This is a genomic window from Pantoea sp. UBA5035, assembly GCF_002415245.1.
GTDB lineage: Bacteria > Pseudomonadota > Gammaproteobacteria > Enterobacterales > Enterobacteriaceae > Pantoea > Pantoea septica.
This window is the reverse complement of record NZ_DICD01000027.1, coordinates 148932-170127: the sequence shown is the minus strand read 5'-3', so window position 1 is coordinate 170127 and position 21196 is coordinate 148932. Positions and strand designations below refer to the sequence as shown.

Sequence of the window (21196 nt, the reverse complement as noted above, 5' to 3'; positions counted from 1 at the left end):
CCCTCGTTAATTACGCAATTTGAATAGACGCTCCGCGGCCGATTGCATAATAAACGAAACCGCGTTTGCTGATACGCTCTGGATCATACAGGTTGCGACCATCAAAAATCACGGGTTCTTTAAGGGAATTTTTAATTACGTCAAAGTCCGGCGCACGGAAGTTTTGCCACTCGGTGCAGATGACCAGGCCATCTGCGCCCTGCAGCGCTGCTTCTTTGGTGCCCATCAGCTTCAGATCGCTGCGGTGACCATAGATGCGCTGCGCTTCGTCCATCGCTTCCGGATCGAACGCCTGAACGCTTGCGCCAGCTTCCCACAGCGATTCCATCAGCACGCGGCTGGAGGCTTCACGCATATCGTCGGTGTTAGGCTTGAACGACAGACCCCAGACAGCAAAGGTTTTACCGCTCAGATCTTCGCCGAAGTGGCGTTTGATAAAAGCGGGCAGCTTGGTTTTCTGGCTGTCGTTAACATCTTCCACCGCCTGCAGCAGACGCGGCTTATAGCCGATCGACTCAGCGGTACGGATCAGCGCCTGCACGTCTTTCGGGAAGCAGGAACCGCCGTAGCCGCAGCCAGGGTAGATGAAGTGGTAGCCGATACGTGAGTCAGAACCAATGCCCTGACGCACTTTCTCGACGTCCGCACCCAGGCGTTCGGCCAGGTTGGAGATCTCGTTCATGAAGCTGATTTTGGTCGCCAGCATGCAGTTTGCCGCATACTTGGTCAGCTCCGCGCTGCGGATATCCATAACAATCATTCGGTCGTGATTGCGGTTGAACGGCTCATAGAGTTCGCGCAACAGCTCTTCAACTTCCTCATTGTCGGTCCCTACCACGATGCGCTCAGGACGCATGCAGTCGTTGACGGCTGCGCCTTCCTTGAGAAACTCCGGGTTGGATACCACGTCAAACGTCAGGCTGACGCCGCGATCGCGCAGGGTCTCTTCCATCACGCGACGCACTTTATCCGCTGTTCCGACCGGAACGGTGGATTTATCAAGCACAACCTTGTGATCCTTCATGTGCTGCGCAATGGTACGAGCAACGGCGGTCACATATTTAAGGTCAGCCGAACCGTCCTCATCTGGCGGCGTGCCCACGGCGATAAACTGCATTACGCCGTGATTGACGCCTTCTTCCGCATCTGTGCTGAACTTAAGGCGACCCGCCTCATAGTTCGACATAACCAGCGGCGTAAGGCCGGGTTCGAAAATGGGGATGATGCCTTTTTTCAGGTTTTCGACTTTTTTCGCGTCGACATCAATGCAGAGAACGTCATGTCCGACTTCGGCCAACACCGCAGCCTGAACCAGACCGACATAGCCGATACCAAATACAGTGACTTTCATTGAGTTATCCTGTGTTTATGAATTACTTTTTATTGCCAACTGCGCTATCGAGCCACTGAGAAAAATCTTTGCCCAGCACTGGATGGCGAACACCGTACTCAACGAATGCCTGCATATAACCGAGTTTGTTACCGCAGTCATGGCTTACGCCTTTCAGGTGGTAAGCTTCTACTGTCTCTTTCTCCATCAGCATAGCGATAGAGTCGGTCAGCTGTACTTCGCCGCCTGCGCCCGGAGGGGTTTTCGCCAGCAGAGGCCAGATGTCCGCAGAGAGAACGTAACGGCCAACGACCGCGAGGTTAGACGGCGCTTCGGTGGCTTTCGGCTTCTCAACCACGCCAACCATCGGTGCGCTGTCGCCCGGCTGCAGTTCTGCGCCCTGGCAGTCAACTACGCCGTAAGCAGTCACGTCTGCGACCGGCTCAACCATAATCTGGCTGCGGCCTGACTCGTCGAAACGGCTCAGCATTTCGGCCAGGTTGTCTTTGGTCGGGTTGGATTCGTACTCGTCGATAATCACGTCCGGCAGGATCACCGCAACCGGCTCGTCGCCAATCAGCGGATGCGCGCACATAACGGCGTGGCCCAGGCCTTTCGCGATGCCCTGACGTACCTGCATGATGGTGACGTGCGGCGGACAGATGGACTGGATTTCGTCCAGCAGCTGACGCTTAACGCGTTTTTCCAGCATCGCTTCCAGCTCAAAACTGGTATCGAAGTGGTTTTCAATGGAGTTTTTAGAAGAGTGCGTAACCAGCACAATTTCGTTAATTCCTGCTGCGATGCACTCGTTAACGACATACTGAATTAACGGCTTATCGACCAGCGGTAACATCTCTTTCGGAATCGCTTTTGTCGCAGGGAGCATACGGGTGCCCAAACCTGCTACAGGGATTACCGCTTTTTTTACTTTGGACTTATAGGCAGACATCAAGATACCTCTCTTATAGGCCGTTCAAGTTAATACTTGATATGTCGGTTGAAATTCGGGAATGAGTATATCAGTTACCATCGAACGGATTTATCCTGGAAGGAGTCAATCCGCAGAATTTAAGACTATTACCCAAGTGTAAAGCTAACCTCTGGACCTGTCTTCAGACCCCGGCGAAATTAAATTTTTTCGCCTATTCATCAGCCGATAACATCAGGCGGATCCTGCCTCCAGCGCCCCAGACGTGGCATTGCCAGCTGTCGGCGCGCTGGCTGATTTGGTTAAGATGGGTGCTTCCCATAGTGCCAAGGGGAACGCCGTTACTGAGTTGAATTTGGTGGGCGTGAACATGAAGCGTGGCGTTTAATCCAGCAGAAACCAAAATCAGGTTTTGAAAGGTGCGGTGATAATAGCCGACCAGCAGCGGAAACTGCCCGCTCAGATTGGCCTGACGCAACAGCAGATTCACCTGACGCAGCAAGCCGTTTAACTCCGGCAGCCGCTGTTTTTGGCCGGAAAGCTGCTCCTGCAGCAGACCGTTGAACAACGCGCGCAGCAGCAGCGCGGCCAGCACGCCGTTATCGCCAGCGCGCGTGACGTCAAGACAGTAAAAAGCGAGATCGTTGTCGGAGAGCGCCGCGATATCCAGCACCAGCCCAGGCTGTTCGGCCATCGTGAGCTGTCGGTAGTTGACGCGGCAATTGGCCACCGTCTGCTGCACCGGCGGCTGAAGCTGTTTAAGCAGCTTCGCGGCGGCGGCCGGATCGCGCACCAGCGCGTCCCAGTCCTGAAACAGCTGCTCGTCCTCTTCCACCTTAGAGGTGAACATCGAAGGATAGAGACATTCATAGACCGCTTCGCGGAAGCGCTCGAAATTTTTCAGCGGTTTAAGCAGCACGTCCTGCACGCCGAGGCGCAGAACATGGGCGATATCCGCCATATTTTCCGTCGCCGAGATAATCAGAATCGGCACGCTGTTGCCGCGCGTACGAATATGCTCGACAAACTGAATGCCGTTCATACGCGGCATTTCGAGATCGCAGATCACCAGATCCACATCGTGCTGCTGCAGATAGCCAATGCCATCAATGCCGTCGCCGGCTTCAAACGTACTGGCGCCGAGCGCCAGCAAGAAGTTGTTTACCAGAGAACGGAAAACGACCTCATCTTCGACAATGAGTATCTTTTTGCCGATTAGTGGTTTCTCCATTCTTTCCCCCTGCGTACCAGATCAATCAATAGTGGTTCATAAAACGCAGTTGCGCCTTTCAGAATTAGCCGAAGTAACACCTGTGAATGAACAACCTGATTATCTGTTTCGCACCAGCGGTAATAGTTCATCCATTTTTTTCTCAACGGCGGCCTTGCCTGCCTCGATAGCCTCTTCTGCGCGGTGAAAGTCCAGCGTCGAAATCTGCGGACAAAACGGCTGAATCAGCACATCGGGAGGATCGCCTGCCATACGGTTACGCTTCAGGCGATTTTCCAGCACCTGGATGGATGTCGACATTATCTCCATCGCACCCGGCGTTTGTGTGGTGCGGCGATGGGTCAATCCCACCAGCCGCTGACGTATTTTTTTAGCCCAACTCAGGGCGGCGGCCGAAACCGCTTCGTCGCTGTTCTGCGGCGTAACAGACAGGAGATCCTGCTGCATCAGATGCGCGTCATGCTGAAGATCAACAGCGATAACGATATCCGCACCAAGGGCGCGCGTAAGCGAAACGGGTACGGGATTCACCACCGCGCCGTCCACCAGCCAGTAACCATTGTAGCCGACGGGCGGCAATAAGCCTGGCATACTACAGGATGCGCGCACAGCCTGATGCAGATCGCCCTCGGTCAGCCATAATTCCCGGCCGGTGCTGAGGTTGGTCGCCACCACGCCGAACGGCTTGCCGCAGCGCTCAAGATCAGATTGAGTAATCAGCTGGCGCACATGGTTGAAGACGCGCTCGCCGCGCAGCAAACCGCCGCGCTGCCATGAGAGGTCCATCAGACGTATAACATCCCAGTAGCGAAAGGCGCTGACCCATTTTTCCATCTGAGGCAGGCGGTCGTTGACATAAGCCGCGCCGACCAGCGCGCCGACGGAACAGCCTGCTACCACGTCGATTTCGACCCCTGCTCGCGTCAGGGCGTTGATGACGCCGATATGCGCCCATCCTTTGGCTGCGCCTGACCCTAACGCCAGTCCGATTTTAACCTTTCTCATTTACCCTCTGTCGCCAACGACTGTGCATAGCTTCACTGCGCCAGGTCGGCTACCATATGGCGTCATCTTAATTTATCGCTCACAGGAGTTATTGTGTCCGAACCCTGTCCTTGCTGCAGCGGGAAGCAGTATAGCTTATGTTGCGCGCCCTTTCTGACGGGCGAACGGCTGCCTGAATCGGCTGAACAGTTAATGCGCTCGCGCTATACCGCCTACGCCAGGCAAAACAGCGACTGGCTGGTCGCCAGCTGGCATCCCGACAAGCGTCTGCCCGATATGGCGCAGCGATTATCCGAAAGTTTCGCCGGTACCGAGTGGCTTAGCCTGAATGTAACCTGTTGTAATCATGGAAGCCATGATAATGAAGCTTTCGTCACTTTTTTTGCGCGTTACCGCGAAAATTCGCAGATAAGCGCAATCCACGAGCGTTCTCGCTTTCTTCGCGAGGATCATCGCTGGTACTATGTTGATGGAACGGCGCCCGCCGTAGGGCGCAACGATCGCTGTCCTTGTGGCTCCGATAAAAAATACAAGAAATGTTGCGGCTGAACAGCATACGGCCCAACGGTTTTACCCAATCGCTTTGACAGGACTCTGATCGAGATGCAAGCGCAAACTATGCAACGAAAAGTTTTACGTACCATTTGCCCTGACGCGAAAGGTCTGATCGCTAAAATCACCAATATTTGCTACAAGCACGAGCTGAATATCGTGCAAAACAATGAATTCGTTGATCATCGCACCGGCCGCTTTTTTATGCGCACCGAACTTGAGGGCATTTTCAACGATAATACGCTGCTGGCGGATTTAGACAGCGCGCTGCCGACCGGATCGACGCGCGAGCTGAACAGCGCTGGCCGCCGTCGCGTAGTGGTGCTGGTCACCAAAGAGGCGCACTGCCTGGGCGATCTGCTGATGAAGAGCGCGTTCGGCGGGCTAGATATGGAGATTGCCGCGGTTATCGGCAACCATGACACGCTGCGTTCGCTGGTTGAGCGTTTCGATATTCCTTTCGTGCTGGTCAGCCATGAAGGGCTGTCGCGCGAAGAGCATGACAACCTGATGGCAGACGAGATCGACCGCTACCAGCCCGATTACGTGGTGCTGGCGAAATATATGCGCGTGCTGACGCCGGCCTTTGTGCAGCGCTATCCAAACCAGATTATTAATATCCACCACTCGTTCCTGCCGGCGTTTATCGGCGCGCGTCCATATCATCAGGCCTACGAGCGCGGTGTGAAGATCATCGGCGCAACGGCGCACTACGTGAACGATAATCTGGACGAAGGTCCGATCATCATGCAGGACGTGATTAACGTCGATCACAGCTATACGGCCGAAGAGATGATGCGCGCCGGACGCGACGTAGAGAAAAACGTGTTAAGCCGCGCGCTCTATAAAGTGTTGGGGCAGCGCGTATTTGTTTACGGCAACCGCACGATTATTCTTTAAGCGCATCGGGCGCTGAATTGTTTGTGAATTCAGCGCCACGGGCAAAAAGTGGGCAAACGGTTCACATTTTTCAGTTGGGCGCTTTACACGCTGACCGCATTTGGTATGATGCGCCCCGCTTTAAGGCACAATGATTCAGGCCAGTGGTGGGATTCCCGAGCGGCCAAAGGGAGCAGACTGTAAATCTGCCGTCACAGACTTCGAAGGTTCGAATCCTTCTCCCACCACCATCTGAATCGTTTCTTCGCCTTACCGGTCATTATCAGCATTTCCCAGGTGGGATTCCCGAGCGGCCAAAGGGAGCAGACTGTAAATCTGCCGTCACAGACTTCGAAGGTTCGAATCCTTCTCCCACCACCATCCTTGCAAACTCTCCCGTATCAAACGCGCTTTCCTGATTCTCCCGACAGGTACCGCACGCATCCCCATGACTTTTTGCTAAAAAATCGCTACCATCCGGCGCAACATTCTCAGCACACTGGTCCACGCCATGAAATTTGTTTCATTTAACATCAACGGGTTGCGCGCCCGCCCCCATCAGCTTGAAGCGCTCGTCGAACAGCATCAGCCTGATGTTATCGGCCTGCAGGAAACCAAAGTCCATGACGATATGTTTCCGCTCGAAGAGGTGGCGAAGCTCGGCTATAACGTCTTCTATCACGGCCAGAAAGGCCACTACGGCGTGGCGCTGATGACCAAAGTGCAGCCCGTTTCGGTGCGACGCGGCTTTCCCGGCGACGATGAAGAAGCGCAGCGCCGCCTGATTATGGCGGAGATCCCGAGCCCGATAGGCGATATCACGGTTATCAACGGCTATTTCCCGCAGGGCGAGAGCCGCGACCATCCGACTAAATTTCCGGCGAAAGAGAAGTTCTATCGCGATCTGCAAACCTATCTTGAGCAGAGCCTGCTGGCGGATAAACCCGTGCTGATTATGGGCGACATGAATATTAGCAGCACCGATCTCGATATCGGCATCGGCGAAGAGAGCCGCAAACGCTGGCTGCGCACCGGCAAATGCTCTTTCCTGCCGGAAGAGCGCGAATGGATGGATCGCCTGCTGAAGTGGGGACTGGTGGACACCTTCCGCGAAAAAAATCCTGAGGTGAGCGATCGTTTCTCCTGGTTCGACTACCGCTCAAAGGGGTTCGACGACAATCGCGGACTGCGCATCGATCTGCTGCTGGCCAGCCAGCCGCTGGCCGCCCGCTGCGTGGAGACGGGAATCGACTACGACATCCGCAGCATGGAAAAACCCTCTGACCACGCGCCGGTCTGGTCGACCTTCGCGTTCTGATACGACGGAGTGGCAAAGCGCCACGCCGCTTACTTCACGATTTTCCAGATCAGCGGATTGGTGCCGAGCACCTTTTCGTCTCGGGCGCACTGCAGCAGCACCCCTTCCGATTTCACCACCGCGCCCTCGCTGTAGTTACGATTCTCGAAAATACAGCACTGCTGACAGCTGGGCGCGCCGCTTTGATTTTGCGTCCAGACTTCAGGCGGCATATCCACCACCACATCCGCATTGCCACCCGCGCTGTACTCCTGCTGATGCCCATGCGAGGGGCTGGCAGCGGCGCCGCCGCTCACCAGCGCCGCGATAAAGCATAAACCTGCGCCATAACGCATTATTCGCTCTCCTTCACTTTTCGTTTCGCCGTTCGTTTAGGACGCTTCTTCTGCCCTGAAGCGGGCAGTCCGCGAAAGGCCATCGCGCTGGGCTGCTGGCGCGCCTGATGGATCAGCTCGGTCAGCGTGCCGACCAGCGGCTGCATAAACTCCTCATAGCGGCACGCCTTTTCGCTGATGCGCGTCAGGGTCGACTCCCACTGCGCCGTCATATCGGGCCGCGCCGCCAGTTCCGGCAGCGAGTGGATCAACGCTCGCCCCGCAGGCGTCGCGTTGATATAGCGTCCGTTTTTCACCAGAAAGGCGCGGCGGAACAGCAGCTCGATAATCCCGGCGCGCGTGGCCTCTGTTCCTAAACCATCGGTCGCGCGCAGCACTTTCTTTAATTCTTTATCCTGCACAAAACGGGCGATACCGGTCATGGCGGAGAGCAGCGTCGCATCGGTAAACGGACGCGGCGGCTGCGTCTGCTTCGACAGCACCTCGCCCCGCTCGCACAGCAGTTCGTCATCCTTCGCGACCACCGGCAGCGGCGTACCGTCGTTTTCCTCGTCGCGCTCTTTGCTGCCCAGCAGCGCGCGCCAGCCCGCTTCGGCAAGAAAACGCGCTTTGGCGACGAATTTGCCGCCCGCGATATCCAGCTCGATAACGCATTTGCGAAAAATGGCGTCGGGACAGAACTGCATCAGATACTGTCGGGCAATCAAGGCGTAAACGTTCTGCTCGTTCTCCGTCAGCCGCACCGCGCTGGCGCGCGCGGTAGGGATAATGGCGTGGTGCGCGTCAACCTTCTTGTCATCCCAGCAGCGGTTGCGGCGATCGGCGCTAAAGTCTTCCGGCGGCGTCATGGCGCCCGCGTGCGTCTGAATCGCCTTCAGCACCGCATGGCGGCCGGCGAAGTGCTCTTCCGGCAGATAGCGGCAGTCGGAACGTGGATAGGTGATCAGCTTATGGGTTTCATAGAGCTTCTGGCAGATGTCCAGCACCGTTTGCGCGCTCAGTCCGTAGCGCTTCGCCGCCTCGATCTGCAGACTGGAGAGCGAGAAAGGCAGCGGCGCGCCCTCGCCTTCGCGCTTATCGTTGTAGCTGGTGACCAATGCAGGCTGGCCCGCGATGCGGGCGACCACGTGATCCGCCAGCGCGCGATGCAGCAGCCGCCCTTCTTCATCCTGCCAGGGTTCGCAGGCGTCGCTGGGCACCCAGCTGGCGATAAAGCGCTGCTGGTCCGGCGTGACGATATGGGCTTTGACTTCGAAATAATCTTTGGGGACGAAGTTTTCGATCTCTTCGTCGCGGCGCACCACCAGACCCAGCACCGGCGTCTGCACGCGACCCACCGACAGCACGCCGTCATAGCCCGCGTTGCGCCCCAGCAGCGTCCAGGCGCGGGTCATATTGATGCCGTAAAGCCAGTCGGCGCGCGCGCGCGCCAGCGCCGAGACGCAGAGCGGAATAAATTCGCGGTTTTCGCGCAGGCGGCTCACCGCCCGCTGCACCGCCTGCGGGTTCAGGTCGTTGATCAGGCAGCGCTGAACCCGGCTGCGTTTTTCCGGCGGCAGCTGCAGATAGTCGAGCACTTCGTCCACCAGCAGCTGACCTTCTCGATCGGGGTCGCCCGCATGCACCACTTCGCTGGCCTGCTTCAGCAGCTTCTCAATGACTTTAAGCTGCTTCGCCACCGAGGGACGCGGCTGCAGCTGCCATTTTTGCGGGATGATCGGCAGGTCGGCCAGCGACCAGCGCGCGTAGCGGCTGTCGTAGCTGTCCGGCTGCGCCTGCTCCAGCAGGTGCCCGACGCACCAGGTGACGACCTGATCGTCGCCGCAGGCGATAAAACCCTCTCCGCGACGATGGGGCTGGGGCAACACATCGGCAATCGCGCGGCCAAGGCTCGGTTTTTCCGCAATAAACAAACGCATGAGTCAGCAAGATCCTTTACTTCAGGGTATGAGGGCCATTCGGCTAACGCGACAGAGGCGCAGCGCTATCTTAGACGTTTCCTGATTAGGAGGTAAGCTCTGGCGGGTCACTTCTGGATCGGTCGCGCAGGATCCGCGCAACCCGCTACGCTGCACGGAAAGAGAGACGGCGTGCGCTAGAAATAGCTGACGAAAGGCGCGGTGTCGGGATGAACCACGGTGGTGCTCGATTTTAGCTGCGGCGTGCCGAGATAGAGGAAACCGACGATAGCGTCCTGTTCGCGGCAGTTGAAGGCGCTGCGCACGCGCGCGTTGTCGGTCCAGGGACCGCTGCGCCAGATGCCGTTAAAGCCCTGCGCTGCCGCCGCCATCTGCATCGCCATTACCGCGCAGCCCGCTGATACCACCTGCTCCCAGCGTGGCACTTTGGGATGCTCTTCGCAGTGGGCGATAACGGTAATGATCATCGGCGCACGGAACGGCGAACGCGCCGCTTTATCGATCGCCTTCTCCTCCAGTTGCGCCTCGCGCGCCGCCTCTTCCAGCAGCGCGCTCAGCCGATCGCGCCCTTCATTCTCGACGATAACGAAGCGCCACGGCTGCAGCGACTTATGATCCGGCGCGCGCATGCCGGCGCGGATAATGTTCTGCAGGCTTTCGCCAGCGGGCGCCGGTTCGGTCAGCCGCGAGGCCGAGCGACGATTAATCAGTAATTCAAGTGCATCCATGATTTTCTCCTGATGTCATAACGCGTTGGCTAATCCTGGCACAGCCTGATCTTTTGTAACAGTCCGCCGCGATTTCCTGCTGACATTTTCCACGCCGCTCTTTAGGATGAGGGCGTCATGGAAGGCGGAGCCGCGCGGCGACCGCTTTCCGCTAGCGAAAATGGAGAGTCTGATGCGCACATTGTGGCGAATTATTGCCGGTCTGTTCCGATGGACATGGCGAGTGCTGAATTTTATCAGGGAGTTTGTTCTCAATCTGTTCCTGATCTTTTTAATTCTGGTCGGCGTCGGCATCTGGCTGCAGGTCAGCGGTTCCGGCAGCGGATCAACGCCGGTGCAGCAAGGCGCGTTGAAAGTCGATCTCACCGGCGTACTGGTGGATAAACCCTCGGTCAGCAACAAGCTGAGCAAACTGGGTCGTCAGCTGCTGGGCGCAAGCAGCGATCGCCTGCAGGAGAACTCGCTGTTCGACGTGGTGGACGCCATCCGTCAGGCCAAAAGCGACAAAAATATCACTGGCATGGTGCTGGATCTGCGCGATTTCGCCGGCGGCGATCAGCCCTCTCTGCAATACGTCGGCAAAGCGCTGCGCGAATTCCGCGACAGCGGCAAGCCCATTTTTGCGCTGGGCGACAGCTATAGCCAGGCGCAGTACTATCTCGCCAGCTACGCCAGCAAAATCTATCTCTCGCCGCAGGGCACGGTCGATCTGCACGGTTTCGCCACCAACGGCCTCTACTATAAGACGCTGCTGGATAAGCTGAAGGTCAACTCCCACGTCTTCCGCGTCGGCACTTACAAATCGGCGGTCGAACCTTTCCTACGTGACGACATGTCCCAGGCGGCGCGCGACGCCGACAGCCGCTGGGTCGGTCAGCTGTGGCAGAACTACCTGAATACCGTGGCGGGCAACCGTCAGATTACGCCGGATCAGCTGTTCCCAGGGGCGGCGGCGGTAATCGCCGGTCTTGAGGCGGTAAACGGCGATACCGCCAAATATGCGCTCAACAACAAGCTGGTGGATGTGCTGGACAGCCGCGCGGCGGCCGATCAGGAGCTGGTAAAAACCTTCGGCTGGGATAAAGCCAGCAACGACTACCACAGCGTCAGCATCTATGACTACAACGTGAAACAGCCGACCCAGCAGGATGGCAATATCGCAGTAGTGATGGCGAGCGGCGCGATTATGGACGGCGAGGAGACCCCCGGCAACGTCGGCGGCGATACCACCGCCGCGCAGATCCGCGATGCGCGCCTCGATCCTAAAATCAAGGCGATTATCCTGCGCGTCAACAGCCCAGGCGGCAGCGTTACGGCGTCCGAAGCGATCCGTGAAGAGCTGGCGGCGGCGCATGCTGCCGGTAAGCCCGTCGTGGTTTCTATGGGCGGCATGGCGGCTTCAGGCGGCTACTGGATCTCGACGCCGGCGGACTATATCGTCGCCAACCCGAGCACCCTGACCGGCTCCATCGGCATTTTCGGCGTCATCAATACGCTGGAGAACAGTCTGGATAGCATCGGCGTGCACACGGACGGCGTCGCCACCTCACCGCTGGCGGACGTGGCCTCCACCAAAGCGCTGCCGACCGAAGTGCAGCAGCTGATGCAGCTGACGATTGAAAACGGCTACCGCAACTTCGTCGGTCTGGTCGCCGCTTCGCGCCATAAAACGCCGGAACAAATCGACGCTATCGCGCAGGGCCACGTCTGGACCGGCAGCGACGCTAAAGCCAACGGCCTGGTAGATGCGCTGGGCGACTTTGACGATGCGGTGAAGAAAGCGGGCGAACTGGCTAAGATTGCGAAGCCGCAGCTCAGCTGGTATCAGGATCAGCCGGGCATGTTCGATATGCTGCTCAGCCAGGTCACCGCCTCGGCGCAGGCGGTGCTGCCGACCACGCTGAAGGCCTGGCTGCCCGCGCCGATGCTGGACGTGATGAGCGCCATGAAACAGCAGCCCGGCCTGCTGAATAATCTTAACGATCCGCAAAATCGCTATGCGTTCTGCCTGAACTGCGGCGAAGTGCGATGAAGCTCGCAGCCCGGTCCCTGACCGGGCTGCTTTTCCCCCGCTTTCCCCTTATACTGCGCGTTTTACAGCAAGTCTGAGTTTCTGATGCAAAAGAAAAACATCTATGTCGCCTATACCGGCGGCACTATCGGCATGCAGCGCTCCGCGCAGGGCTATATTCCGGTTTCAGGTCACCTGCAGCAACAGCTGGCGAATATGCCGGAGTTTCACCGCCCTGAGATGCCGGATTTCACTATCCATGAATACGATCCGCTGATCGACTCTTCCGATATGACGCCCGAAGACTGGCAGGCTATCGCGGAAGATATTCGACAAAATTATGATCGCTACGATGGATTTGTTATCCTGCATGGAACCGATACCATGGCCTTCACCGCTTCGGCGCTGTCGTTTATGCTGGAGAACCTGGCGAAGCCCGTTATCGTGACCGGCTCGCAGATCCCGCTGGCGGAGCTGCGCTCCGATGGCCAGCAAAACCTGCTGAATGCGCTCTACGTGGCGGCGAACTATCCCGTGAATGAAGTCTCGCTGTTTTTCAACAACCAGCTCTATCGCGGCAACCGCACCACGAAAGCGCATGCGGACGGCTTTAACGCTTTTGCATCGCCGAACCTTTCCGCGCTGCTGGAGGCCGGCATCCATATTCGCCGGCTGAATACGCCGCCCGCGCCGCAGGGTCAGGGGCCGCTGAAGGTGCATACCATTACGCCGCAGCCTATCGGCGTCGTCACCATCTATCCAGGCATCTCGGCGGATGTGGTGCGCAACTTTTTACGCCAGCCGGTAAAAGCGCTGATCCTGCGCTCCTACGGCGTTGGCAACGCGCCGCAGAACGCCGAGTTTCTCGCCGAGCTGCAGCAGGCCAGCGAGCGCGGCATTGTCGTGGTTAACCTGACCCAGTGTATTTCCGGCAAGGTGAACATGGGCGGTTACGCCACCGGCAATGCTCTTGAGCATGCGGGCGTAATAAGCGGATTTGATTTAACGGTGGAAGCCGCGCTGACCAAGCTCCACTTTTTACTGAGTCAGTCGCTCTCCTGCGATGAGATCCGCGCCAGGATGCAGCAAAATTTGCGCGGTGAACTGACCGAAGACTAATTACGGAGCCACCTGTTATGAAGCAGGCCCTCATCATCATAGATATTCAAAACGATTTTTGTCCCGGCGGCCCCATGGCCGTGCATGAAGGCGATATGACCGTGCCGGTCGCCAACCGCTATGCGCGCGAATTCCGCGCGCGCGGCGAGTGCGTGCTGGCGCTGCAGGACTGGCATCCGGCTAACCACGGCAGCTTCGCCTCGGTATCCGGCGAACCGGTCTACACGCTGGGCGAACTCAACGGGCTGGCGCAGATCTGGTGGCCGGATCACGGCATTCAGGGTTCCGCTGGCGCCGAGCTTCATCCTGGCCTCGATCGCAGCCTGATCGACGCGGTATTTCACAAGGGACAGGATGTCGACGTCGACAGCTACAGCGCCTTTTTCGATAACGGCCATCGGCGCAAAACCGAACTGGATAGCTGGCTGCAGGCGCGTGGCATTACCCATCTCGTGATGCTGGGAATCGCCACGGACTACTGCGTGAAGTACAGCGTGCTGGACGCGCTAGAACTGGGCTATCAGGTGACGGTGGTGAAGGAAGGCTGTCGCGGCGTGAATCTCAGCCCGGAAGACAGCGATATCGCGTTCGCCCAGATGAAGGCGCAGGGCGCGGTGCTGATTTAGCGGAATAGCGTAAGGCCGACGCAATGTCGGCCTTATGTTTAGTGCAGGTTGATGCGCGTAATCTCCGCGTCGATACCGAACTCTTCCTTCAGCTCTCGCTTCGATTTCGTCACCATTTCGCCGCCCTTGCCGATGGTCATATGCTGCGGCGCCTCGTTGTGGCGCGCCTGATAGAGCATCACCAGCTGCAGGCAGTTGTCGCGCTGCTCCTGCGACAGCGCCACGCCATCCGGCCATTTACCGGTTTCCACCGCCGTCGCCAGCCGTTCGTAGACCTCAGGCGTCATGGCGTCGACCATCGCCTCAAGCTGTTGTTTCATTCATCACCCCTGCTGTTCGTCGCCCTGCTCGTCGGTAAAGCTCAGCGACGCCGAGTTAACGCAGTAGCGTTCGCCGGTCGGCTGCGGCCCGTCCGGGAAGACGTGTCCCAGATGCGCGTCACAGTTATTGCAGCGAATTTCGATCCGATGCATGCCGTGAGAGTCATCCTCCAGATAGCGAATCGCGTCGTCGCTTACCGGCTGATAGAAACTCGGCCAGCCGCAGCCAGAGTCATACTTGGTTTCCGAGAGAAACAGCGGCGCGTTGCAGACCAGGCAGTGATAGATGCCTTCCTGTTTATTGTGCAGAAGCGCGCCGCTGAAAGGCGGTTCCGTACCGCGCTGCTGGGTCACATAGCGCTGCATTTCAGACAATTGCGCAATTTTTGCTTCAGGTGCGGTTTCTTTAGCCATTTGAGTGGTTCCGGAGAGTGTCATTCTGAAAAAATCGTCTACTATTCTAACAAACGAATAACATTACCGGGTTTTTTTTCGTGCTTAGCGACCATACTTCCCTTTCGCAGCGTAGATTTGTGACCTCGATCACCTTTTGCTAACGCTATCCCTTTATATTCAGCAATCGGGTTTCGGCATCATCTCAACACGCTTGTTGCGCAAGCGGTTGCGCAGCAAATTATTCCTGTCGAACGGATTGACCTGTCGCAACTATTGACACGATTCCGCTTGACGCCTGGTAAGGTTTTTGTAATTTTACAGCCAACCTTTTATTCACTAACAAATAGCTGGTGGAATATATGACTATCAAAGTAGGTATCAACGGTTTTGGTCGTATCGGCCGTATCGTTTTCCGTGCTGCTCAGCAGCGTTCTGACATCGAAATCGTTGCGATCAACGACCTGTTAGACGCGGACTACATGGCTTACATGCTGAAGTACGACTCAACGCACGGCCGCTTCGACGGTACCGTTGAAGTACAGGACGGCGCGCTGATCGTTAACGGCAAAAAAATCCGCGTTACCTCTGAGAGAGACCCGGCTAACCTGAAGTGGGACGAAGCAGGCGTTGACGTTGTTGCTGAAGCGACCGGCATCTTCCTGACTGACGAAACCGCACGTAAACACATCACTGCCGGCGCGAAAAAAGTCGTGCTGACCGGTCCGTCTAAAGACGACACCCCGATGTTCGTTCGCGGCGCTAACTTCGACAAATATGCTGGCCAGGACATCGTTTCTAACGCTTCCTGCACCACCAACTGCCTGGCACCGCTGGCGAAAGTCATCAACGACAAATTCGGCATCGTCGAAGGTCTGATGACCACCGTTCACGCGACCACCGCCACGCAGAAAACCGTTGACGGCCCGTCTCACAAAGACTGGCGCGGCGGCCGCGGCGCATCTCAGAACATCATCCCGTCTTCTACTGGCGCAGCGAAAGCCGTGGGCAAAGTCCTGCCGGAGCTGAACGGTAAACTGACCGGTATGGCGTTCCGCGTACCGACTCCGAACGTTTCTGTTGTTGACCTGACCGTACGTCTGGAAAAAGCGGCTTCTTACAAAGAAATTTGTGCAGCGATCAAAGCCGCTGCAGAAGGCGAAATGAAAGACGTGCTGGGCTACGTTGAAGACGACGTGGTTTCTACCGACTTCAACGGCGAAGTGCTGACTTCTGTGTTCGACGCCAAAGCCGGCATCGCGCTGAACGACAACTTCGTGAAACTGGTTTCCTGGTACGACAACGAAACCGGCTACTCAAACAAAGTTCTCGACCTGATCGCGCTGGTTGCTAAATAAGCAGACCGGTCACGACAGACAACAAGGGCGACTTCGGTCGCCCTTTTTTTTCGTAGCAACAGGAAGGATTCGGTTATGCAAGATAAAATTTTCTCGCTGCCCGTGGTGAAGCAGATCTCCCCTTACCTCTCGCAGCGTCAGCTGGGCGATCTGCCGGTGATTGTGGTGAGCCATCCTCAGGTGCGTGCTGCGATTACGCTTCAGGGCGCGCATCTTATCGCCTGGCAGCCGAGCGGAGAACAGCCGGTTATCTGGCTGAGCGAAAAGTCGCTTTTTGCTGCCGGCAAAGCCATTCGCGGCGGCGTGCCCATCTGCTGGCCGTGGTTTGGGCCAGAAGGCGAACCGGCGCACGGTTTCGCCCGTAATCAGCCCTGGACGCTGTCGGCGCACGATGAGAACGAAGAGAACGTAATGCTGACCTTCGTGCTGGAAAGTACGGCGCAGACGAAAAAATTATGGCCGCATGACTTTACCCTGTTCGCCCGTTTCCGCCTCGGCAAGCACTGCGAAATTGAACTGGAGGCGCACGGTGACTTTACCGCGACCGGCGCGCTGCATAGCTACTTCCAGGTGGCCGATATCGCCGGCGTAGAGGTCAGCGGGCTGGGTTCGCACTTTATCGACAAGGTCGACAACAACAGCGAGCAAACCTCCAGCGGCAAACAGAGCTATCCGGGCCGCATTGACCGCGTCTTCACCCAGCCGGAGGATTGTTCGCTGATTCAGGATAAGCAGGGGCAGCGCGTCATTGAGGTCTATCACCATCATCACAGCGACGTGGTGACCTGGAACCCAGGCGTTGAGCTTTCATGCAGCATGGCGGATATGGCCAACGACGGCTATAAAACCATGGTTTGCGTGGAGACGGCGCGCATCTCTAAACCGATGCGCAGCGCGGGCGAAAAACCGGCGCGGCTGGCGACCACCTTCCGTCTGCGGCAGAAAGTGTAAAAGAGGTCAGGCAAGAGTCTGATTTAAGAAGAGGGTGACACGGAACGCAGAGCCATGCGTCCCGCGCCAGCAGTGCAAACGACTGGCTAACGCTCCGCGTCACTCGCCACCGCGCCGCACCAGCAGAACGCTGGCATAGCTTTATCTTTAGACGACATCCAGCGCCATCTTGTGCTGCGGCGGCGGAAACGCCTGGTTGATTCGCGCCAGCTCATCGTCGCTCAGCCGGATCTGCAGCGCCGCGGCGTTCTCTTTCACGTGCGCCTGCGAGCTCGCCTTAGGGATTGCCATCACGCCCTCTTTGCGGATAACCCACGCCAGCAGCAGCTGCGCGACGCTAATGCCCTTCTGTTGTGCAATCTCCACCAGCGTCGCGTCGGAAAAGAGCGCCTGTCGCAGCCTTCCGGCCTGCGCCAGCGGGCAGTAGGCCATGACCGGCATCTGATGCTGTTGGCAGGCGGGCAGCAGATCGAACTCAATGCCGCGCGACGCGAGATGATACAGCACCTGATTGGTGGCGCAGCGTGCGCCGCCGGGTTCTTCCAGCAGCTCTTGCAGATCGTCCACGTCAAAATTAGAGACGCCCCAGCGCAGGATTTTGCCCTGCTTCTGAAGGGTTTCCATTGCGCGAATGGTCTCTTCAAGCGGCACGTTGCCGCGCCAGTGCAGCAGATAGAGATCCAGTCGATCGGTATCGAGCCGCCTCAGGCTGCGCTCGCAGGCGTCGATAGCATCCGTTTCGCCCGCGTTCCAGGGGTAAACCTTCGAGACGAGAAATGCGCTGTCGCGTCGTCCGCGCAGCGCCTCGCCGACCACCTCTTCCGCGCCGCCGTCCGCATACATTTCGGCGGTGTCAATCAGCGTCAGGCCCGCATCGAGTCCCGCCTGCAGCGCGGCGACCTCTTCACGGCGTCGCGCGGCTTCTTCGCCCATATACCAGGTGCCCTGACCTATCGCGGGTAGTCGCGTGTGGTCATCAAAAGCGATCGCTTTGTCCATCCGTTTGCTCCTGCATCAAATCAGGGCACCCTTTTGGTGCCTGGTTAAGAATTTGCCCCGCGACGGCGCCGATTAGAAGCTGTAGCTGATGCCGGTCCAGAGCGTGGTCTGTCCGCTCTTGTCGATCATCGGGCTGTCTTTAATCTCGCTGTCGAAGCGGGTGTAGCGTCCGACCAGGCTGGCGTTCCACTGCGGCGTGATCTGATAGCTGGCGCTCAGCTCGACGTAGGGAGACCAGCTGTCGTCAGGCTGATAGCGGTCAATACCGGTTCGCGCCGACTCATGGCTGGAGACGCCATAGTAATAGCGGTTCTGATTGGCGCTGGTCCACATCGCGCCGACGCCTGGCGTCAGGCTGAAATCACCGAAGTTGAAGCGATAGAGGTAGGTCATATCCCAGATGATGCCGTTGCTGTTGTTAAGCACATCGCCCAGCAGCGCCGTGCGCAGGATGCCCCACTCCGCCATATGGTTATAGGTGGCGCCACCCATTAAGGTCATACGGCGCTTATCAAGGCCTTTCATGTCGCCGAGATCGTTGTCGCCCGGATCGTACTGCTGCGGCGAACCGAGCAGCGTCAGAGAGAGCTGATTTTGCGGATCTTTCCACAGGTAATAACCGCCCTGCAGGGTATGGAACCAGAAATTATCGCCCTCGTAATTGATGACGGGAACCGGCAAATAGCGATCCTGTCCGCCACGGTAGGGAGACTGCGCGTAAATCACTGATGCGCCAAGCGACAGGGATTCAGCAGCAGCGGTATTAGCGAAAAAAAGAGCACAAATAATCGCGCCAGGCGCTTTAAGTTTGAATTGGTTCACAATTTATTTCTTCCATAAATATAAAAATCACTACGAAGTTTAACGATTTTTGCTCGCCGGTTTAACCATTATCTGAGGTGCTCTTTAACAGAGCGGCTGAAAGCGGCACATCTGCCGGATTCTACTCTCTTTTCCCTTTGGTTGACGCAAAGCTGGCTTTGCAACAATCTGACTTTGTTATTGATATATCGCCAAATAGTAAAATTATGCGGAGGAAATTTCCTAAATGCCTTCTACAGTTAAAAGTAAGCCGTGAGTCTTAGTACGAGCAGAGTGACCATAAGAAGTGTGTACCCCGATAACAATACATCAGGTTGGCATAAGGGTTGCTGTACTCAAATGAGAATATCTTCCGGGAGCTGCATGAGCCTTTAATTACGCTCCTTTACCTGTGCTAAAAACGAAAGGACGGGCATCGCTATGAATATATTCGATCACTATCGTCAGCGTTATGAAGCTGCCAAGGACGAAGAGTTCACACTGCAGGAATTTCTTGCCATCTGTAAGCAGGATCGCAGTGCATACGCCAACGCCGCAGAGCGACTGTTAATGGCTATAGGTGAGCCAGTAATGGTCGATACTGCCCAGGAGCCACGCCTTTCCAGAATATTCTCCAACCGTGTGATTGGCCGCTATCCGGCCTTCGAAGAGTTCTATGGCATGGAAGAGGCCATAGAGCAGATCGTTTCCTATCTGAAACATGCCGCGCAGGGTCTGGAGGAGAGAAAACAGATCCTGTACCTGCTGGGGCCGGTCGGCGGCGGTAAATCCTCGCTGGCAGAGCGTTTGAAAGCGCTGATGCAGCGCGTGCCTATCTACGTGTTGAGCGCCGACGGCGAACGCAGCCCGGTCAACGACCATCCGCTCTGCCTGTTCAATCCGCAGGAAGACGCCAACATTCTAGAAAAAGAGTACAACGTGCCGCGTCGCTACCTCGGCACCATTATGTCGCCCTGGGCGGCGAAACGCCTGCATGAATTCGGCGGCGATATCACCCGCTTCAAAGTCGTGAAAGTCTGGCCGTCGATTCTGGAACAGCTGGCGATCGCCAAAACCGAGCCTGGCGACGAGAATAACCAGGACATCTCCGCGCTGGTGGGTAAAGTCGATATCCGCAAGCTGGAGAATCACGCGCAAAACGATCCCGACGCCTACGGTTATTCCGGCGCGCTGTGCCGCGCTAACCAGGGGATTATGGAATTCGTCGAGATGTTTAAAGCGCCGATTAAGGTGCTGCATCCTCTGCTGACCGCGACGCAGGAAGGGAACTATAACGGTACGGAGGGGATCTCTGCGCTGCCGTTCAACGGCATTATCCTGGCGCACTCCAACGAATCGGAATGGGTGACCTTCCGCAACAACAAAAATAACGAGGCGTTTCTTGACCGTGTCTATATCGTCAAGGTGCCTTACTGCCTGCGCGTTTCCGAAGAGATCAAAATCTACGAGAAACTGCTTAACCACAGCGAACTGGCTACCGCGCCCTGCGCGCCCGGCACGCTGGAAACCCTGGCCCGGTTCTCTATCCTGTCGCGCCTGAAAGAGCCGGAAAACTCCAGCATCTATTCAAAAATGCGCGTTTATGACGGCGAAAGCCTGAAGGATACCGACCCGAAAGCGAAATCCTGGCAGGAGTATCACGACTACTCCGGCGTTGACGAAGGCATGAACGGCCTCTCTACCCGTTTCGCGTTTAAAATCCTGTCGCGCGTGTTTAACTTCGATCACAACGAAGTAGCGGCGAACCCGGTGCACCTTTTCTATGTGCTGGAGCAGCAGATTGAACGCGAGCAGTTCCCGCAGGATCAGGCAGAGAAGTATCTGGAGCACCTGAAAGGCTATCTGATCCCCAAATATGCCGAGTTTATCGGCAAAGAGATTCAGACCGCCTATCTGGAGTCCTACTCTGAATATGGCCAAAATATCTTTGACCGCTATGTGACCTACGCCGATTTCTGGATTCAGGATCAGGAGTACCGCGATCCCGATACCGGACAGCTGTTCGACCGCGAGTCGCTGAATGCGGAACTGGAAAAAATTGAGAAACCGGCCGGGATCAGCAACCCGAAAGATTTCCGCAACGAGATTGTCAACTTCGTGCTGCGCGCTCGCGCGCAAAATAACGGTCGCAATCCCAACTGGACCAGTTACGAGAAGCTGCGCACCGTGATCGAGAAAAAAATGTTCTCGAACACCGAGGAGCTGCTGCCGGTTATCTCGTTCAATACCAAAACCTCCACGGATGAACAGAAGAAACATGACGATTTCGTCGAGCGCATGATGGAGAAAGGCTATACCCGCAAGCAGGTGCGTCTGCTGTGTGAATGGTATCTGCGCGTGCGTAAATCGTCCTAATCACAACGCGTAAG

At 56.9% G+C, this 21196-nt stretch carries 20 protein-coding genes and 2 tRNA genes; 11 read left to right on the top strand and 11 right to left on the bottom strand.

Features of this window, described 5'->3' with window-relative positions; all coding sequences use genetic code 11:
- Positions 1 to 10: 10 nt before the first annotated feature.
- The 4 genes from B3229_RS17535 to rssA form a co-directional block, all read right to left on the bottom strand.
- A complete protein-coding gene (locus B3229_RS17535; RefSeq protein WP_033746713.1) occupies positions 11 to 1351 on the bottom strand; it encodes a UDP-glucose dehydrogenase family protein in 1341 nt (446 codons plus the stop codon).
- 22 nt (positions 1352 to 1373) lie between these two features.
- On the bottom strand, positions 1374 to 2282 hold the full coding sequence (gene galU, locus B3229_RS17530) for a UTP--glucose-1-phosphate uridylyltransferase GalU (protein ID WP_033746712.1): 909 nt from the start codon (positions 2280 to 2282) through the stop codon (positions 1374 to 1376).
- 193 nt (positions 2283 to 2475) lie between these two features.
- Complete coding sequence (gene rssB, locus B3229_RS17525; RefSeq protein ID WP_033746709.1) at positions 2476 to 3492, bottom strand: two-component system response regulator RssB; 1017 nt, start codon at positions 3490 to 3492, stop codon at positions 2476 to 2478.
- Positions 3493 to 3591: 99 nt separating this feature from the next.
- Positions 3592 to 4497 (bottom strand): patatin-like phospholipase RssA, encoded by a 906-nt coding sequence (rssA, locus tag B3229_RS17520; RefSeq protein WP_048781936.1) that lies wholly within the window; start codon positions 4495 to 4497, stop codon positions 3592 to 3594.
- 93 nt (positions 4498 to 4590) lie between these two features.
- On the opposite strand from rssA, the gene B3229_RS17515 reads away from it, so the two are divergent.
- From B3229_RS17515 to xthA, 5 genes are all read left to right on the top strand, one after another.
- Positions 4591 to 5046: a YchJ family protein gene (locus tag B3229_RS17515; protein ID WP_033746705.1), complete on the top strand. Its 456-nt coding sequence runs from the start codon at positions 4591 to 4593 to the stop codon at positions 5044 to 5046.
- 54 nt (positions 5047 to 5100) lie between these two features.
- On the top strand, positions 5101 to 5949 hold the full coding sequence (purU, locus tag B3229_RS17510; RefSeq protein WP_033791175.1) for a formyltetrahydrofolate deformylase: 849 nt from the start codon (positions 5101 to 5103) through the stop codon (positions 5947 to 5949).
- 145 nt (positions 5950 to 6094) lie between these two features.
- A tRNA-Tyr gene (locus tag B3229_RS17505) sits at positions 6095 to 6179 on the top strand.
- A gap of 45 nt (positions 6180 to 6224) precedes the next feature.
- Positions 6225 to 6309 (top strand) — tRNA-Tyr (locus tag B3229_RS17500).
- Positions 6310 to 6439: 130 nt separating this feature from the next.
- On the top strand, positions 6440 to 7246 hold the full coding sequence (xthA, locus tag B3229_RS17495) for an exodeoxyribonuclease III (protein ID WP_286872852.1): 807 nt from the start codon (positions 6440 to 6442) through the stop codon (positions 7244 to 7246).
- Between the two features lie 29 nt (positions 7247 to 7275).
- On the opposite strand, the gene B3229_RS17490 is transcribed toward xthA, so the two are convergent.
- The 3 genes from B3229_RS17490 to B3229_RS17480 all read right to left on the bottom strand — a co-directional run bounded on the left by B3229_RS17490 (position 7276) and on the right by B3229_RS17480 (position 10228).
- Complete coding sequence (locus B3229_RS17490) at positions 7276 to 7581, bottom strand: YnjH family protein (protein WP_286872849.1); 306 nt, start codon at positions 7579 to 7581, stop codon at positions 7276 to 7278.
- Positions 7581 to 9500 carry a DNA topoisomerase III gene (locus B3229_RS17485; protein ID WP_286872846.1) on the bottom strand — a complete coding sequence of 640 codons (1920 nt, stop codon included), beginning with the start codon at positions 9498 to 9500 and terminating at the stop codon, positions 7581 to 7583. Before B3229_RS17485 ends, B3229_RS17490 begins: the two co-directional genes overlap by 1 nt.
- Before the next feature lie 176 nt (positions 9501 to 9676).
- The gene (locus tag B3229_RS17480) at positions 9677 to 10228 is read right to left on the bottom strand and encodes an NAD(P)H nitroreductase (protein ID WP_048784527.1); all 552 of its coding nucleotides are present in this window, start codon (positions 10226 to 10228) and stop codon (positions 9677 to 9679) included.
- Between the two features lie 172 nt (positions 10229 to 10400).
- On the opposite strand from B3229_RS17480, the gene sppA reads away from it, so the two are divergent.
- The 3 genes from sppA to pncA all read left to right on the top strand — a co-directional run bounded on the left by sppA (position 10401) and on the right by pncA (position 13984).
- Entirely contained in the window at positions 10401 to 12260 is a 1860-nt protein-coding gene (gene sppA / locus B3229_RS17475) for a signal peptide peptidase SppA (RefSeq protein ID WP_286872843.1), read from the top strand.
- Positions 12261 to 12344: 84 nt separating this feature from the next.
- Positions 12345 to 13358 (top strand): asparaginase, encoded by a 1014-nt coding sequence (gene ansA, locus B3229_RS17470; protein WP_033791185.1) that lies wholly within the window; start codon positions 12345 to 12347, stop codon positions 13356 to 13358.
- A 17-nt stretch (positions 13359 to 13375) separates the two neighbouring features.
- Complete coding sequence (gene pncA / locus B3229_RS17465; protein WP_033746687.1) at positions 13376 to 13984, top strand: bifunctional nicotinamidase/pyrazinamidase; 609 nt, start codon at positions 13376 to 13378, stop codon at positions 13982 to 13984.
- Between the two features lie 38 nt (positions 13985 to 14022).
- Here pncA and B3229_RS17460 read toward each other — a convergent pair whose 3' ends face one another.
- Complete coding sequence (locus B3229_RS17460; protein WP_033746684.1) at positions 14023 to 14304, bottom strand: YeaC family protein; 282 nt, start codon at positions 14302 to 14304, stop codon at positions 14023 to 14025.
- A gap of 3 nt (positions 14305 to 14307) precedes the next feature.
- Positions 14308 to 14718, bottom strand: coding sequence for a peptide-methionine (R)-S-oxide reductase MsrB (gene msrB, locus B3229_RS17455; RefSeq protein ID WP_048784524.1), 411 nt, complete (start codon positions 14716 to 14718; stop codon positions 14308 to 14310).
- A 341-nt stretch (positions 14719 to 15059) separates the two neighbouring features.
- Between msrB and gapA the strand changes: the two genes are divergently transcribed.
- Together gapA and B3229_RS17445 are read left to right on the top strand one after the other, a co-directional pair.
- Positions 15060 to 16055 (top strand): glyceraldehyde-3-phosphate dehydrogenase, encoded by a 996-nt coding sequence (gapA, locus tag B3229_RS17450; RefSeq protein ID WP_033746678.1) that lies wholly within the window; start codon positions 15060 to 15062, stop codon positions 16053 to 16055.
- Between the two features lie 75 nt (positions 16056 to 16130).
- Entirely contained in the window at positions 16131 to 17006 is an 876-nt protein-coding gene (locus tag B3229_RS17445; RefSeq protein ID WP_048784523.1) for a D-hexose-6-phosphate mutarotase, read from the top strand.
- A 147-nt stretch (positions 17007 to 17153) separates the two neighbouring features.
- Here the strand turns inward: B3229_RS17445 and B3229_RS17440 are convergent, their stop codons facing one another.
- Together B3229_RS17440 and B3229_RS17435 are read right to left on the bottom strand one after the other, a co-directional pair.
- On the bottom strand, positions 17154 to 18005 hold the full coding sequence (locus tag B3229_RS17440) for an aldo/keto reductase (protein ID WP_048784522.1): 852 nt from the start codon (positions 18003 to 18005) through the stop codon (positions 17154 to 17156).
- Between the two features lie 72 nt (positions 18006 to 18077).
- On the bottom strand, positions 18078 to 18827 hold the full coding sequence (locus B3229_RS17435; RefSeq protein ID WP_286872832.1) for a MipA/OmpV family protein: 750 nt from the start codon (positions 18825 to 18827) through the stop codon (positions 18078 to 18080).
- A gap of 420 nt (positions 18828 to 19247) precedes the next feature.
- Between B3229_RS17435 and yeaG the strand changes: the two genes are divergently transcribed.
- Positions 19248 to 21182 (top strand): protein kinase YeaG, encoded by a 1935-nt coding sequence (gene yeaG, locus B3229_RS17430; RefSeq protein ID WP_033746670.1) that lies wholly within the window; start codon positions 19248 to 19250, stop codon positions 21180 to 21182.
- The last annotated feature ends 14 nt before the right edge of the window (positions 21183 to 21196 follow it).

What these genes read in the sequence shown, in the direction of transcription:
- msrB (WP_048784524.1), bottom strand. Translation starts at nt 14,718, where the DNA reads ATGGCTAAAGAAACCGCACCTGAAGCAAAAATTGCGCAATTGTCTGAA.
- yeaG (WP_033746670.1), top strand. Translation starts at nt 19,248, where the DNA reads ATGAATATATTCGATCACTATCGTCAGCGTTATGAAGCTGCCAAGGAC.
- pncA (WP_033746687.1), top strand. Translation starts at nt 13,376, where the DNA reads ATGAAGCAGGCCCTCATCATCATAGATATTCAAAACGATTTTTGTCCC.
- B3229_RS17480 (WP_048784527.1), bottom strand. Translation starts at nt 10,228, where the DNA reads ATGGATGCACTTGAATTACTGATTAATCGTCGCTCGGCCTCGCGGCTG.
- rssA (WP_048781936.1), bottom strand. Translation starts at nt 4,497, where the DNA reads ATGAGAAAGGTTAAAATCGGACTGGCGTTAGGGTCAGGCGCAGCCAAA.
- B3229_RS17490 (WP_286872849.1), bottom strand. Translation starts at nt 7,581, where the DNA reads ATGCGTTATGGCGCAGGTTTATGCTTTATCGCGGCGCTGGTGAGCGGC.
- B3229_RS17440 (WP_048784522.1), bottom strand. Translation starts at nt 18,005, where the DNA reads ATGGACAAAGCGATCGCTTTTGATGACCACACGCGACTACCCGCGATA.
- B3229_RS17535 (WP_033746713.1), bottom strand. Translation starts at nt 1,351, where the DNA reads ATGAAAGTCACTGTATTTGGTATCGGCTATGTCGGTCTGGTTCAGGCT.
- purU (WP_033791175.1), top strand. Translation starts at nt 5,101, where the DNA reads ATGCAAGCGCAAACTATGCAACGAAAAGTTTTACGTACCATTTGCCCT.
- galU (WP_033746712.1), bottom strand. Translation starts at nt 2,282, where the DNA reads ATGTCTGCCTATAAGTCCAAAGTAAAAAAAGCGGTAATCCCTGTAGCA.
- sppA (WP_286872843.1), top strand. Translation starts at nt 10,401, where the DNA reads ATGCGCACATTGTGGCGAATTATTGCCGGTCTGTTCCGATGGACATGG.
- gapA (WP_033746678.1), top strand. Translation starts at nt 15,060, where the DNA reads ATGACTATCAAAGTAGGTATCAACGGTTTTGGTCGTATCGGCCGTATC.
- B3229_RS17485 (WP_286872846.1), bottom strand. Translation starts at nt 9,500, where the DNA reads ATGCGTTTGTTTATTGCGGAAAAACCGAGCCTTGGCCGCGCGATTGCC.
- rssB (WP_033746709.1), bottom strand. Translation starts at nt 3,492, where the DNA reads ATGGAGAAACCACTAATCGGCAAAAAGATACTCATTGTCGAAGATGAG.
- xthA (WP_286872852.1), top strand. Translation starts at nt 6,440, where the DNA reads ATGAAATTTGTTTCATTTAACATCAACGGGTTGCGCGCCCGCCCCCAT.
- B3229_RS17460 (WP_033746684.1), bottom strand. Translation starts at nt 14,304, where the DNA reads ATGAAACAACAGCTTGAGGCGATGGTCGACGCCATGACGCCTGAGGTC.
- ansA (WP_033791185.1), top strand. Translation starts at nt 12,345, where the DNA reads ATGCAAAAGAAAAACATCTATGTCGCCTATACCGGCGGCACTATCGGC.
- B3229_RS17445 (WP_048784523.1), top strand. Translation starts at nt 16,131, where the DNA reads ATGCAAGATAAAATTTTCTCGCTGCCCGTGGTGAAGCAGATCTCCCCT.